The 12,989-nt window shown below is 44.9% G+C and carries 16 protein-coding genes and 1 pseudogene; 4 read left to right on the top strand and 13 right to left on the bottom strand.

The features are described from left to right. The first annotated feature begins 47 nt into the window (after positions 1-47). Positions 48-1,147: pseudogene (locus N6H06_RS07965) on the top strand (RNA-guided endonuclease TnpB family protein). A gap of 362 nt (positions 1,148-1,509) precedes the next feature. After that, positions 1,510-1,647 (top strand): YqzM family protein, encoded by a 138-nt coding sequence (locus N6H06_RS07960; protein ID WP_011246493.1) that lies wholly within the window; start codon positions 1,510-1,512, stop codon positions 1,645-1,647. A gap of 109 nt (positions 1,648-1,756) precedes the next feature. On the opposite strand, the gene N6H06_RS07955 is transcribed toward N6H06_RS07960, so the two are convergent. Genes N6H06_RS07955 through N6H06_RS07945 form a run of 3 tightly spaced genes read right to left on the bottom strand, consistent with a single transcriptional unit; the run spans position 1,757 to position 5,322 of the window. Then, positions 1,757-4,063 (bottom strand): DNA internalization-related competence protein ComEC/Rec2, encoded by a 2,307-nt coding sequence (locus N6H06_RS07955; protein WP_263706014.1) that lies wholly within the window; start codon positions 4,061-4,063, stop codon positions 1,757-1,759. Next, complete coding sequence (locus N6H06_RS07950) at positions 4,060-4,650, bottom strand: ComE operon protein 2 (protein ID WP_062747366.1); 591 nt, start codon at positions 4,648-4,650, stop codon at positions 4,060-4,062. Before N6H06_RS07950 ends, N6H06_RS07955 begins: the two co-directional genes overlap by 4 nt. Positions 4,651-4,704: 54 nt before the next feature. Beyond that, the gene (locus tag N6H06_RS07945) at positions 4,705-5,322 is read right to left on the bottom strand and encodes a helix-hairpin-helix domain-containing protein (RefSeq protein WP_062747368.1); all 618 of its coding nucleotides are present in this window, start codon (positions 5,320-5,322) and stop codon (positions 4,705-4,707) included. A gap of 61 nt (positions 5,323-5,383) precedes the next feature. Here N6H06_RS07945 and comER point away from each other — a divergent pair, with 61 nt between their 5' ends. Then, on the top strand, positions 5,384-6,232 hold the full coding sequence (gene comER / locus N6H06_RS07940; RefSeq protein ID WP_263706347.1) for a late competence protein ComER: 849 nt from the start codon (positions 5,384-5,386) through the stop codon (positions 6,230-6,232). Between the two features lie 59 nt (positions 6,233-6,291). Here comER and N6H06_RS07935 read toward each other — a convergent pair whose 3' ends face one another. From N6H06_RS07935 to N6H06_RS07895, 9 genes are read right to left on the bottom strand one after another with little or no spacing between them, the layout of a single operon-like run. Continuing rightward, entirely contained in the window at positions 6,292-7,032 is a 741-nt protein-coding gene (locus tag N6H06_RS07935) for a class I SAM-dependent methyltransferase (RefSeq protein ID WP_212953314.1), read from the bottom strand. Beyond that, positions 7,029-7,886 carry a CvfB family protein gene (locus N6H06_RS07930; RefSeq protein WP_212953311.1) on the bottom strand — a complete coding sequence of 286 codons (858 nt, stop codon included), beginning with the start codon at positions 7,884-7,886 and terminating at the stop codon, positions 7,029-7,031. Before N6H06_RS07930 ends, N6H06_RS07935 begins: the two co-directional genes overlap by 4 nt. Beyond that, entirely contained in the window at positions 7,880-8,215 is a 336-nt protein-coding gene (rsfS, locus tag N6H06_RS07925; protein ID WP_213028901.1) for a ribosome silencing factor, read from the bottom strand. The genes N6H06_RS07930 and rsfS overlap by 7 nt, the downstream gene beginning before the upstream one ends. A 10-nt stretch (positions 8,216-8,225) precedes the next feature. Then, positions 8,226-8,810, bottom strand: coding sequence for a bis(5'-nucleosyl)-tetraphosphatase (symmetrical) YqeK (gene yqeK, locus N6H06_RS07920; protein WP_062747374.1), 585 nt, complete (start codon positions 8,808-8,810; stop codon positions 8,226-8,228). Then, positions 8,791-9,369 carry a nicotinate-nucleotide adenylyltransferase gene (locus N6H06_RS07915; RefSeq protein WP_062747376.1) on the bottom strand — a complete coding sequence of 193 codons (579 nt, stop codon included), beginning with the start codon at positions 9,367-9,369 and terminating at the stop codon, positions 8,791-8,793. The genes yqeK and N6H06_RS07915 overlap by 20 nt, the downstream gene beginning before the upstream one ends. A gap of 18 nt (positions 9,370-9,387) precedes the next feature. Continuing rightward, complete coding sequence (gene yhbY, locus N6H06_RS07910) at positions 9,388-9,684, bottom strand: ribosome assembly RNA-binding protein YhbY (RefSeq protein ID WP_062747378.1); 297 nt, start codon at positions 9,682-9,684, stop codon at positions 9,388-9,390. An 18-nt stretch (positions 9,685-9,702) separates the two neighbouring features. After that, positions 9,703-10,530 (bottom strand): shikimate dehydrogenase, encoded by an 828-nt coding sequence (gene aroE, locus N6H06_RS07905; RefSeq protein ID WP_062747380.1) that lies wholly within the window; start codon positions 10,528-10,530, stop codon positions 9,703-9,705. A gap of 24 nt (positions 10,531-10,554) precedes the next feature. Further along, a complete protein-coding gene (gene yqeH / locus N6H06_RS07900) occupies positions 10,555-11,673 on the bottom strand; it encodes a ribosome biogenesis GTPase YqeH (protein ID WP_212953309.1) in 1,119 nt (372 codons plus the stop codon). Next, the gene (locus N6H06_RS07895; RefSeq protein ID WP_263706013.1) at positions 11,670-12,191 is read right to left on the bottom strand and encodes a YqeG family HAD IIIA-type phosphatase; all 522 of its coding nucleotides are present in this window, start codon (positions 12,189-12,191) and stop codon (positions 11,670-11,672) included. The genes yqeH and N6H06_RS07895 overlap by 4 nt, the downstream gene beginning before the upstream one ends. A 391-nt stretch (positions 12,192-12,582) precedes the next feature. Between N6H06_RS07895 and sda the strand changes: the two genes are divergently transcribed. Further along, positions 12,583-12,723 carry a sporulation histidine kinase inhibitor Sda gene (gene sda / locus N6H06_RS07890; RefSeq protein ID WP_035203910.1) on the top strand — a complete coding sequence of 47 codons (141 nt, stop codon included), beginning with the start codon at positions 12,583-12,585 and terminating at the stop codon, positions 12,721-12,723. Positions 12,724-12,773: 50 nt separating this feature from the next. Here the strand turns inward: sda and N6H06_RS07885 are convergent, their stop codons facing one another. Then, positions 12,774-12,899 (bottom strand): hypothetical protein, encoded by a 126-nt coding sequence (locus N6H06_RS07885; protein ID WP_263706012.1) that lies wholly within the window; start codon positions 12,897-12,899, stop codon positions 12,774-12,776. Positions 12,900-12,989 lie beyond the last annotated feature (90 nt).

The raw sequence follows: 12,989 nt of genomic DNA, 5'->3' as shown, positions 1-12,989 counted from the left end.
TTTTCATATGATAGGAATGTACATTCGGTTAAAGGAGGGGATTTGATATGGCCAAACGAAATAAAGCATATATGTTCAGATTGTATCCAACTGGTGACCAGGCTCTGCTTATACGTAAAACGTTCGGATGTGTTCGCTTTGTCTATAACAAGATGTTAGCTGCCCGTAAAGAAACTTATGAGTTATTGAGAGATAATAAAGAAGCTTTTAAAAAAAGGGGAAGCGCCCTACTCCTGCCAAATACAAAAAAGAGTATGAGTGGTTGAAAGAAGTACATTAGCGTTAGCGAACGCACAACTTAAAGCTTACAAAGCATTCTTCAAAGGGAAGACCAAGTTCCCAACATTCAAAAGCAAGCGACATAAACAAAGCTACACAACGAATGTCGTCAATGGGAATATTCAATTGTTAGATGTTCATATCAAATGACCTAAAGTAAAAAGGGTCAAAATCAGACAACATCGAGGAATCCCTTCAGAATACAAACTCAAATCGTGCACGATTTCGCTGCCTTCATCGGGAAAATATTATATACCGATTGTTACAGAGTATGAGAAGGAAATTAAGAGTAAGGAAATGAAAAAAGTGGTTGTATTAGATTTTGCGATGAACGGGTTATTTGTCGATAGAAGGGAAGATAGCCCATTACCCTAAGTTTTACAGACAAATGCTGGATCGATTAGCAAAAGAACAACGCAAACTATCCCCTAAGAAAAAAGGTTCTTCGAATTGGCACAAACAACGGATTCGAGTAGCCAATATACATGAAAAAGTCGCTAATCAACGGAAGTACTTTCTTCACCATTAATCAAAGGAATTAGCAGCTAACTTTGATGCGGTTGTGATTGAAGATTTAGATATGAAAGGAATGGCACAAGCACTGAAGTTTGGTAAAAGTGTCGCTGATAATGGGTGGGGAATGTTCAGTTCTTTCTTACAGTACAAACGAAACGAACAAGGGAAACAACTGACCAAAATCGATAAATGGTTTCCATCCACAAAGACGTGTTCGCACTGTGGTTCCATAAAAGAAATGGCCTTATCCGAACGAACGTATCAATGTGTTTGTGGCGTAAGCCTTGATCGAGATGACAATTCTGCACTAAATATCAAAAAAGAAGGGATTCGCTTATTAGCCACTGCCTAATGAATCAATAAACTCTTGGAATAAGAGGGTTCGCTTGGTCCATTTCGCCAGCTACCAAAAGGGGCGATTACCCAAGAAGCCCCCACTTCAAGCGACCTGCAAAGGTGATAAGTGACGGGCAGTTCATGGCCTTGATTGCCCATGAAGCAAGAGGCAGGCAATCCGCCTCCCTCTTTGCTATTTGATCTATAATGAACGCATGCCGCTAAGAACCCTAGGTATTCTGAAGCATGCGGGCAACCCTATCGTCTATGGCATTGTATGCATGTAAAAAGGAAAGGGTGCTTTTTATAGACGCTTTCAGACAGCCTTTTCATTTTTAGGCGAATCGCGTATACTAGACGTAGACAAGGAGGTGCCTTATGAACAAATTTGAACAGGACGTTCAGGATAAAGCAAATGACATCGTCCCTTCTGGTATCGGCTTTATTGCTTCATTTGCTTTTTTCACGATCATCTTCCTTATCGCCAATATTGTCGACGTGGCAAGCTATTACTAATGTATCGATTCAGACTGATAGAAAACGCTTGTCAGCCGAGGCGAACAATGAAGGGTGCGAGCGTTTGTCTACAGTCTGGGGCAGATTTATTTTCTGCCTTTTTTTATGTTTACGGTTTTAGCATCGTCTCCACCGCCTCCACTTCTCCGTTCCTAAGCGTAAGTTCAACCATTCCATGTACGTCCGTTCGCCACACGATGATATTCGCTTTTTCTAGCCGCTCAACCACTTCAGGGTGAGGGTGGCCAAATCGGTTTTGTGCACCTGCCGAGATGAATGCATAGCGCGGTGCCACTTGGCTAATAAACGGTTCTGTCGTAGACGATAAACTGCCATGATGGCCAACTTTTAGCACATCTGCCTGCATGTCGGGATACGAGCGAATAAGCCTCTGTTCTCCTGTCTCTTCCAAATCTCCAGTGAATAGAAACGTTATCCCTTCAATTTCAACAAATAACACGACAGAACCGTCATTTCCTTTAAAACGATCTCCCTCTGGGGGATGCAACACATACACCTTCTCAGCAAGCACCTCATTTGCCGTCGTAAAGTGGAGATTGGTTGGCGATGCTTCAATGTTTTCAAGGAGCTCGATTTCAGTCTCCTTTTCAACTGGCCCTTTCGGATAAATAACCTGTTCGACATTGATTTCATTCAGCAATCCAGTTGCTCCGCCAATATGGTCGTAATCGCCATGCGTTAAAACAAGCATATCAATTTTGCCGATGCCTTTCGCTTTTAAAAATGGAGCAATCACATCCCTACCTGGGTCAAACGTGTTTTTCCGTTGTTGCCAGTCTTCTTCCTCTCCATAAGTTACCGCTCCCCCCGTGTCGATCATATAAACCCCTTTTCTGTAAGGGAGCTCAATCAAAAAACTATCGCCTTGGCCGACATCAATCATGGTCACAACTGCTTTTGACTGAACGTAAGGCGCGCCAGCTCCAACGATCAAACATGCAACAAAAGGCAGAAAGGCGATCCGCAATGGCCATTTTTGTTCCTGCCAATGGACAAAAACAAAAGCAAGGGTGCCATACATCGCAACTACAAGCCATATCGGAGGTTTCCCAAGCACAAGCTGAAAAGTAGATTCGCTTAGCTCAAGGAGAGCAGGATGAACAAACGTCAAAAGCGATTCGAGCCATACAAGAAATAGATTCGCTTGTTCAGGAAACCATGCAAAAGAAAACAAAGAGAGAAAACTTAAGGGAAGAACGACAAAAGAAACAAGTGGAATATAAACAAGGTTTAGGAGAAGGCTTAGAGGTGACCATTCGTAGAAATGGAAAAAGATAAGCGGCAGCCCGGCAAACTGGGCGATTGTGGTAACCATAAACATCTGCCGCAAATACCCACCATTTGCGGTTTGAATTGTTTTAGCCGAGAAAATCAGGGCGAACGATACAAGAAACGAAAGTTGAAAACCAACCTGGAACAATTTGTAAGGGTCGAACAACAGATAGAGGAAATAGATCGTAGCAAAACCGAATAAGGGGTGGACTCGCCATTTGCGTAAGGCAAACAGAAAAAACACAAATGCCATGGAGGACGCACGTACTACTGGAGGCGCTGCCCCTGCGAGAATCACAAAAATAGGCAGGAGAATTAGCATGAATAGCGCGGCACGCTCACGCGTCAAGCCGATGCGGATACAGATAAAGAAAGCCGCTCCAGTTACCAAGCCAACATGCAAGCCAGAGATCGCCAGCAAGTGGATAATGCCTAGTGTTGAGTAAGCTTTAATCACATCTTCTTCTACATAGAAACGCTCTCCAAGGGTAAGCGCTATCACAATACCTCCTGCTTCTTCTGGAAAAGCAGCAACCGCCTCGTGAAGCAATTGCGCTCGAAAGGCCTGCAAATGCGTCAATAACGAAAGCCTGTCCGGGCGTTTGCATGCAAAGGACGCAGGCTCTGCCTCCAACAGCCAGTGGATTCGTTGCTCATATAAAAAGCGGCTATAGTCAAATGCATAGCGGTTGCGTGAAGGTTCTGGCTGGCTCAGCTTGCCTTTTACACGGCAATGATCTCCTGGCAATAATTGCCCTAAACGTTGTTCGCTTTCTGCTTGCAAACGGCTTGCTATTTGTAATCGCTCGCCAGCGGTTGTCTCAACGACAGCCCGGAAGTGATTTCCGTCAAGGCGAGGTGCTTCTTTCAGCTCTACGATAAATGCTGTTTCTTCACCTGAAAGTATGCTGACGTTGCTTTTATTGTGCAAGGTCGCCACACTAGCAAACAGAAGCAACGGCAGTACAAATGCCGCCACTGCTGCTAGCCGGCCACTCCGCCAAGCTGATGGCACGAGGGCCATTGCACTTATAAGCAAAGCACTGGCAACGCCAACATGGCTGCTTAAAACGAACACAACTGCTGCGCTCGCTGTGAGCAAACTGATGCACAGGCGATTCATTTCTCTTCTGGCTCATCATTGCTTGCTGAAAAATACAAGCTCTTTGTTCGCTTTACATAGGCGTCCAATTCTTCTTCACTTGCCCCTAACCGTTCGATTTCCTGCAAAAGCGCTGTTGTTAAGGCGAGCTTTTCATGGAACTGTTGGTCTATAGCCGCTTCATCTAGTTCCACTTCTATGCATGGAATGCCCGCTTCGCTGAACAGCTCTTCTGCATAAGGATGGTTTTTATAGTCCTTTGCATAATAGACGCGGGCAATACCAGCTTGGATCAACGATTTGGTACAATGGATGCAAGGAAAATGCGTAATATAAACTTCCGCGCCAGCGGTTGGCACACCAAATTTGGCACATTGCAGCAACGCATTTACTTCTGCATGAACGGTACGGATACAATGGTTGTCGACTACATAACAACCTTTGTCGAGGCAATGGTCCGACCCGGAAACAGAGCCGTTGTAGCCACCAGCAATAATGCGCTTGTCTCTCACAATTGTTGCGCCTACCTTTAAGCGTGGGCATGTGCTTCGCAGCGAAAGCAATTTGCTTTGCGCTAAAAAATATTGATCCCATGAAATACGTTCCATTGCTTTTCTCCTTTCGCTTAAATTGTAGAAGCCATCGCCAACATAAGTCAATCTTTACTTCACCCGAATAAATGGTTCAAGTGCTTCAAACGTTTTTTCGCCAATCCCGCTCACATTCATCAGCTCTTCAACTGTGGCAAACGCGCCGTTTTCTTCCCTGTAACCAATAATCGCCGCCGCTTTTGACGGGCCAATTCCTTGTAATGTTAGCAAATCTGATTCAGTGGCTTCGTTTATATTAATGGTGACTTCATGATCTGTCTCATTCATTTCAACAGCAAGAACCGGCCCTGCCCCTTCTTCCTCCTCTCCTTCTTTTGGCACATACACGACCATTTCATCTTCAAGACGTAAAGCTAAATTGACCGCCTCTCGATTGGCGCTGTCTGTAAAACCACCTGCTTTTTCAATCGCTTCAAATAAACGGCTGCCCACCTCCAACTCGTAAACGCCTGGCGAAGCTACCATTCCTTTTACGTCGACGACAAGAACGCCATCCTCTGCTTCCTCCTCAAGTTCTGCTTCCTCGCTTTCCTCCAACCATGGCGGGATTTCACTGACAGTGCCACTATCCCCTCGAAAGTCGACAAACACCAAAACGATCACAATGAGGGCACAAATAACGACTCCGCCGCCATACAGCGCATACTTTTTTATCGGGAACGTCTTCATAAATTCCTCCTTTTTGGAATGATGAACAGGCAGGTTGGCATACGTTCATGAAAGAGCAGCTATCGAGGAGTGTGAGAATATGAGGGTCGGTTTTATCGGCACAGGAAGTATGGGAAGTTTATTAATTGAATCTTTTATTGATGCCGGAGCGCTGAAACAGTCGAATATTTCCATCATTAACCGCTCCCCTGAAAAAGCCGCTGTGCTTAAGGCAACGTATCCAGGGATTACGGTGTCTCCTTCTCTTAAGGAGATTGCATCTACATGCGAATGGCTGTTCCTTTGTGTGAAGCCAAAAGAAATGCCCGCATTGTTTCATACTCTACAGCCACATATGGTTGCTGATCAAATCGCCATTTCGATTACCAGCCCGATTTCTGTTGAGTCCCTTGATGCAGCTTTGCCTTGCAAGACATGCCGTATTATCCCCAGCATTTTAAACCGTACCTTGTCTGGTTCAACATTAGTGACGTTTGGGAACAAATGTACGCAGGAAGACCAAGCGAATTTATTGCGTTTCGTGTCGGCGGTTTCAGAACCTTTGCAAATTGAAGAGGAGATTACTCGTGTTGCGTCCGACATTGTTAGTTGCGGACCTGCGTTTTTTTCCTTCCTTGCGCAACGATTTATCGATGGAGCAGTAAGCGAAACGTCGATCTCACAAGAAGAAGCGACCGAGTTGACAACTTCAATGATCATTGGCTTAGGAAAATTATTGGAGAGTGGCCATTACACGCTTCCCGCATTGCAAAAACGGGTCTGCGTCCCTGGCGGAATCACTGGAGAAGGCCTTGCTGTTTTAGACGATGAATTAGGGGATGGCTTTTGTTCTCTTTTCAAACGCACGCATGAAAAATACGCAGCTGAAAAAGAAAAGCTATTAGCGGAAGTTTTATACGAACCAAAGTAAAAAGCAGGAGGTTTGGCTTTCCCTCCTGCTTTTTTCGTGCTATTTCGCCTTTTTCCTGCTTAGACTTTTCGACAAGAGAAAAACAGCCGTTCACTCTTGCTTGTCGGTGGTTCATTTGTAAAGTCGGCGGTCACATTTAGATCGGCAAACCCTGCTTGTTTCAGCATTTCTTTATACGTTTCTACTGTATACGTCCGCTCAAAATGCGCTTCTTCCAGCCGTTCATACCGTCCATCTTGCTGCCGGACAAAAAAAGTCAGTTCGTGCACAACACTTAAGGGAACTTCCCCTGCAAAACTATGCCAAATGTACGAAACTTCTTCATCTGCATGAGCGTGCACTTCTCCAGGGAAGGCTTCCATGCGTGTAGGAGAATGGACATCAAAGAGAAGCAGTCCCCCCTTATTTAACAGGTTAAAACAAGAGGCAAGAGTGCGTGTCACACTTGCCTCGTCTTGTAAGTAGTTTAATGAATCGCAAAAAATCGTCACGACATCAAATGAACCAACTGGCGGCAAGTCGCTCATATCGCCTTGATATAACAGAGGTTGGTAACCTGCTTCCTGCAATTTCGCCTGCGCTACCGCAAGCATTTGTTCTGAAAGGTCAACCCCTACTGCCGTCAAACCACGTTTATGCATCTCTAACAGCCATTCACCTGTACCGCAGCCTAGATCTAGCACTCGGTTAACCTGAACGCCGTACATGTTGCATGTGCGTTCAAAATAAGTGGCCCATTTTGTGTAATCCACATGACTCATGAATGCATCGTACCAGAAAGATAAATGGCTATAGCTCATTCCTTTTCCACCCGATACGTAAAACCGTCACGCTGTTCGACTTTGCCGTCTTTGATCAGTTTGCCAAGCGCCCGCTTAAATGACGCCTTGCTCATGCCGAAACGGGCTTTAATGTCTTCAGGAGGCGATTTATCCGTATAAGGCATTCCGCCTTTTCGTTCTGCCAAAAAAGCGAGAATGCGATCAGCATCTTCTTTTTGTTGTTCTGTGCGAAGCAGCCGTTGCGTTACATTCACACGCCCATCGTCTCGTACAAATTGGACACGGCCACGAATCGTCTGTCCAAGGCGCGGAACTTCGGCAGCTTCATCTTGGTGAAGGAAACCAACAGGGCCATTTTCAATAAGCAACGCTGCCCCTTCGTCAAGAAAGTGGTAAATGACGCCTTCTACTTCTTTATTTAGCCATGATCGATCTGCAGCAATTGCCTGTGAAGTGACAGGCGACCCTTTGACTAACTTGCCCATTAAGCGCCCTTTTTTATCCCAAGTCAATGAACAAAACAACCGATCCCCTACCGCCGGCCACTCACGCCGATCAGAAGGCAATTCATCCATCGACACAAATAAGTCTCTTGAAATTCCATTATCGACAAAAACGCCATGCCCTGGGCGTACACTGACAACCTTTAGCCAGTCCATTTCATCGTTTTTAATAATTGGTTCGTGCATCGTTGCCGAGAGACGATTTTGATGGTCATGATAAAGAAACACACGCACTTTTTCTTCCAATTCGAGAGGCTTTGTCGCCTCGTTTTGATGGAGGAGGATATCGGTATGCCCGTCACTTAAGAAATAACCAAATGAGGCTTCCCGTACAACAGCCAAGTCCGCTGTAATTCCCGGCTTTAGCATTCGTTCAGCACCTCTTGTAAGTCGACTTGAGCAGCGTCCCCCCACAACTTCTCAAGGTTGTAATAGAGACGTTCGTCTTTATGAAAAATATGGATAACAACATCGCCTATGTCAATCAGCACCCAACGGGCTACGTCGTATCCTTCTAATCGTTTAATATCAAGCCCTGCTTCTTGGGACACTTTTTTCAATTCATGGGCAATCGCTTGCACTTGCTTTTCAGAATTTCCGTGGCAAATGATAAAATAATCGGCAATCGGTGAAATGCCTCGCATATCCAGTGCGTTAATTTGCATCGCTTTTTTGTCGTCTAGTGCTGAAATCGCCATTTTTAGATGTTCATTCAAATTCCATTGCTCCTTTCTGTTTATAAAAAGCGTTATAAGCGGATACGGTTTCCGGGTGAATCAGCTGTTCTCTATCCAACAAAAAAAACATCGTTTGCCTTAGGGCAAAACAACAAGCCGCATCTAAGCTTTCCTCAGCTAGTTTTCTTGCTTGTTCCACACCTGGAAAACGCCGATTCGGTTCAATATAATCGGCAACAAATAAGACTTTTTCTAACAAACCCATGCCGGCACGCCCCGTCGTATGAGAACGGATGGCAAGCAAAATATCTTTGTCTTTAACGCCTAATTGATGTTCTACAAAGTAGGCTCCACAAGGGGCATGGAGCAGCTCATTTCCGTATTCGCCCCAATGAGGCTCATGCAGCTTGTTTCGAACAATCTCTTGCATCGTTTGTACATCGTGGTATTTACAAATATCATGGAGAATCGCTGCAAGTTCAGCCTTCGATTCATCAGCGCCATAATGCTTGGCAAGGGCGAGCGCCGTATCTCGGACGCCGAGAGTGTGGGTATAACGGACATCGGTCAAATGCTGCTTTACTTCCTGGAGTGCTTCATTCGTTGTTATCGCCATAAAGATTCCGCTCCTCAATTAATTGTTCAACTTCCGGCGTAACAAAATAGCGAATCGGTTTGCCTTTTGCAAGCCGTTCCCTAATTAGCGAAGAAGAGATGTTTACTTCGACAAACGGGACGAAATGGACGTCCGGCCGGCTTTTCACGCTTGCACCAGGACGGTTAAAGGCAACAAACGTCACCAATTGTTTCAGTTCATCGATTCCACGCCATTCTGGCAACATATCCACCATGTCGCCGCCAATCAAAAAAAAGAACTCATCATTAGGATAGGTTCGCTTCAGCTCGCGAACTGTATCAATCGTATACGATTTTCCTTTGCGGATTAGTTCGATGTCACAAACTCGAAAACGCCCCTCCTGAAGGAGAGCAGCTTTCACCATGTCGTAGCGGTCTTTGCCAGACGTTAAACCAGTTCGGTCTTTATGGGGAGGCGTCGACACTGGCACAAACCAGACTTCATCCAGTTTGATTGTCGTTAATGCCTCTTGCGCGATAAGCAAATGGCCGAGATGAGGGGGGTCAAACGTGCCGCCAAATAATCCAATCCGCTTCACTCTTACCTCACTCCTCTGTTACCGGCCAGGCAACTCGATCTGTTTGTTTTCTCTTGACGGTTTATAAAGAATGATCATATTGCCAATGACTTGCACTAGGAAAGAGCGTGTCTTGTTGACAATTTCTTCCGCAACGTAATGTTTATCCTCAAGGCAGTTTTGCAATACGCTAATTTTAATCAATTCTCGTGCTTCAAGGGCTTCGTTGATTTGCACAATCATGTTTTGGTTGACGCCCCCTTTGCCGACTTGAAAAATCGGCTGGACCGCGTGTGACTTGGCCCGTAAAAACCGCTTCTGTTTATTCGTTAACATTTGCTATTACATCTCCCATTAAGTTAAATGCATACGCACAACGCGTTCCATGCATTTGCGGTTTGGTTTGTGCCCTGTCCAGTGCTCAATGGACAACGCTCCTTGATTGACAAACATGCCAATGCCATTTAAAATCCGGTTTCCTCTTTGTTTCGCTTCTTGCAAAAGCGCTGTCTCGTATGGGTTATAAATTAAATCACTAACAATCGTCGCTCGTTTAAGACGGTCTAAGGCGATCGGCTGTTTGCTCGTATCAGGGTACATACCAACGGAAGTCGTATTAATTAATACGTCGTATGTACCAAGAGTTGATTCCGCCTCGTCAAGCGAGATTGCCTCAATATCCAAATGGCTAAACAGCCGCGCCAGCTCCTGGGCTTTTTCCGCCGTCCGGTTTGAAACAGAAATAGTGGCACGTTGTTTGCCAAGGGCGTGAATAACAGCCCTCGCTGCGCCTCCTGCGCCAATGACAAGCACACGGCTTCCTTTAAGCGATTGGTCGCTTACAACCGGAAGAAGGGATTCCATGTAACCATCCGCATCTGTGTTTTTGCCGACCCAACGGCCGTTCTGACAAACGACTGTATTGACCGCCCCCATCGCTTCGGCATCCTCATCAATTTCGTCTAAATACTCGATGATTGCGACTTTATGGGGGATGGTTACGTTAAACCCGTCGATGCCTTGCGCTTTCATTGTACGTATAGCATTTCCCAATTCCCTTGGAGAAATGTCATAGGCACGATAAACAGCATCTAACCCCATGTCTTTATAGGCTGCCTCATGCATGACTGGGCTTTTGCTATGGCCTAGTGGATGACCAATTAAACCAAATTGGCGGGTCATTTCCTCCACCTCCTGCTCCCTTTTTTACGTATGGATAGAACGGCGAATCGCAACGCCGACTTCTTTTGGGGCGTGTGCTTCAATGATGGCACCTTCTGTCTGGATCCGAATCCAACCTAAACCTGAGAAGACAATATCCATCGGCTCTTTGTCCACTTTAAACGAATGTTTTACGAGCGGTCGGACTTGTTCGCCAGCTTCTTTATAAGGAGGGACGAGCAGCTCGCCTCCATGCTTGCTGTACAAATCGTCTGCTTTTTCTAATTTGGTGCGATGAATATGCAAACGATTTGCCGCATAAACAACAAACGAGGAAGGCGCTCCCTTTACAAAATCAAATCGGGCTAAGCCGCCTAGAAATAGGGTTTGTCCTTCTTTTAATTGATACACAATTGGTTTAATTTCTTTTTTGGGCGTAATTTCCTTTAACCCTTTTACACTAAGCAAATGGGCATACTGGTGGCGGTTAACCAGTCCAGGTGTATCGACTAACGACTTGCCGTCGCCTAGAGGAATGTCAATCATCGCCAGCGTCGTCCCTGGAAAGTGAGAAGTGGTGATCATCGCTTCATCCGCTTGTCCATGCATAGCGAGGATTCTGTTGATAAACGATGACTTGCCAACATTTGTACAGCCAACGACATAAACATCTCGGCCTCTTCGCATTTCGTCAATGGTTAAGGCGACATCATCGATCCCTTCCCCAGTAACAGTACTCATTAATTTTACTTCAAGTGGCTTTAATCCTAAATCACGAGCGGACTTTTTAAGCCAGTTTATCAGCTTGTTGCGGTTCGTAGATTTAGGAAGAAGGTCAACTTTATTAGCCACAAGCAATACAGGGTTTTTTCCGACGAAACGGTGGACCCCTGAAATCCAACTGCCATAGAAATCGACGACATCAACGACTTTAACAATTAGTGCCTTTTTATGGTGAAGGGACTCAAACATCGCTTGAAAATCCTCGTCGCCAATTGAAACTGACTCAATTTCATTGTAATGTTTGAGCCTGTAACACCGTTTGCAAACCACTACGTCTCGCTTTAAAGCCGACTCTGGTGCGTAACCAAGCTTTTTCGGATCTTCCGTTTGGATGGAGACACCGCAACCTGAGCAGTGCCATTCTTCCTTCGATTCCGTCATGCCTCATCCTCCCAATGTATGTACCCTTTTCTTCTCATCCATTTTAATACAATCCGTTCAACCCGTCGATTTACTTTTGTCATCCAGCCATCGGTGCTTGCAACAGGCACGACCAAAATCGTATACAGCCCAGCACGGTTACCGCCGAGAACATCTGTGAATATTTGGTCACCAATAACGACCGCTTCATCAGCGCGAACACCCATTTGTGTGCACGCCTGCTTAAACGCTCTCCTCATAGGCTTTTTAGCGCTATGGATAAAGACCACTTTCTCAGGGTCACAAAAGGTTTTTACACGCTTTTCATTGTTGTTTGAAACAATCGTTACGTGTAAACCCGTTTTCTCTAGCTCTTTCAACCATTGTTTGACTTCTGGCGTCGCGCCTGGCCGATGCCATTCAACTAAAGTATTATCTAAATCGGTAATGACCGCCTTTATTCCACGGTCACGGAGCGCATTCAAATCAATGTCATAAATGCTTTTTACATATTGATTAGGGAGTAACTCGCTGAACACATCAGCACCTCATTTCTAAACATTCCACATTAACTAACCAATCATCAACTATACCGTTCATCCCCCATTTTATCAAACATAATCCTTTTTTATAAAGATCCTTATTCATGATTCGACAAAAACCATTATGAACGAAAAACTTTTCGACAAATACTCCTATGTTCCTTTCTGTGGATAACTTTGTTCACTTTATAAACACTTGTACATTGGGAGTTTGAGACAAAAACCCACAAAATGCTAACAGGTTATCAACGAGTCCATGTGGATAAACGAACGGTTGTTCTAGTCCCTAATACATGATAGGATTTGATTAATCATATAAGTGATTGCAAGGTCGCGGTCATTTCTATCGACGAGGAGGTGAACCTGCTGACGCTTTAGCGGGGGGACAATGGAAAATTTATCGGACGAGTTGCTAATTGAAACGTACCATAAAGCCATTGAGCTTGAACTTAACCAAGACTTCATTGATTTGATTCACGATGAACTCCTTAGGCGTTCATTAACGGACAGGATTAAACTCTCTTCATGAAGATTGATAGAAATAGCCCGCCTTGTGAGCCTTGAAGAAAAAGACGACTTTTAAAAGTCGTCTTTTTCTTCTGTCTCTTTTGGCAAAAGCTTTATATATTCACGCGGCGCAAATTCAACGGAATCATACTCTTGTATAGTGAATCCTTCCCTCTTTTCTTTCCACGTTTTATCCATATCATAATCCAACCACCAACTGCCTAAAAAAATGATCGTAAATACGATCCCACATAAGATCCCTTTCGTTTGAGTTCGAATGGAACATCC

This window comes from Shouchella tritolerans (genome assembly GCF_025770735.1).
Classification (GTDB): Bacteria; Bacillota; Bacilli; order Bacillales; family Bacillaceae_D; genus Shouchella; species Shouchella tritolerans.
Note: the sequence above shows the minus strand (reverse complement) of the source record. Positions and strands in the feature narration are given on the sequence as shown.

Bases quoted from the DNA above. Each gene is read 5' to 3' on its own strand.
- N6H06_RS07960 (WP_011246493.1), top strand. From the start codon at position 1,510: ATGAACAAATTTGAACAGGACGTTCAGGATAAAGCAAATGACATCGTC.
- N6H06_RS07955 (WP_263706014.1), bottom strand. From the start codon at position 4,063: ATGAATCGCCTGTGCATCAGTTTGCTCACAGCGAGCGCAGCAGTTGTG.
- N6H06_RS07950 (WP_062747366.1), bottom strand. From the start codon at position 4,650: ATGGAACGTATTTCATGGGATCAATATTTTTTAGCGCAAAGCAAATTG.
- N6H06_RS07945 (WP_062747368.1), bottom strand. From the start codon at position 5,322: ATGAAGACGTTCCCGATAAAAAAGTATGCGCTGTATGGCGGCGGAGTC.
- N6H06_RS07935 (WP_212953314.1), bottom strand. From the start codon at position 7,032: ATGAGCTATAGCCATTTATCTTTCTGGTACGATGCATTCATGAGTCAT.
- N6H06_RS07930 (WP_212953311.1), bottom strand. From the start codon at position 7,886: ATGCTAAAGCCGGGAATTACAGCGGACTTGGCTGTTGTACGGGAAGCC.
- rsfS (WP_213028901.1), bottom strand. From the start codon at position 8,215: ATGGCGATTTCAGCACTAGACGACAAAAAAGCGATGCAAATTAACGCA.
- yqeK (WP_062747374.1), bottom strand. From the start codon at position 8,810: ATGGCGATAACAACGAATGAAGCACTCCAGGAAGTAAAGCAGCATTTG.
- yhbY (WP_062747378.1), bottom strand. From the start codon at position 9,684: ATGTTAACGAATAAACAGAAGCGGTTTTTACGGGCCAAGTCACACGCG.
- aroE (WP_062747380.1), bottom strand. From the start codon at position 10,530: ATGACCCGCCAATTTGGTTTAATTGGTCATCCACTAGGCCATAGCAAA.
- yqeH (WP_212953309.1), bottom strand. From the start codon at position 11,673: ATGACGGAATCGAAGGAAGAATGGCACTGCTCAGGTTGCGGTGTCTCC.
- sda (WP_035203910.1), top strand. From the start codon at position 12,583: ATGGAAAATTTATCGGACGAGTTGCTAATTGAAACGTACCATAAAGCC.
- N6H06_RS07885 (WP_263706012.1), bottom strand. From the start codon at position 12,899: ATGGATAAAACGTGGAAAGAAAAGAGGGAAGGATTCACTATACAAGAG.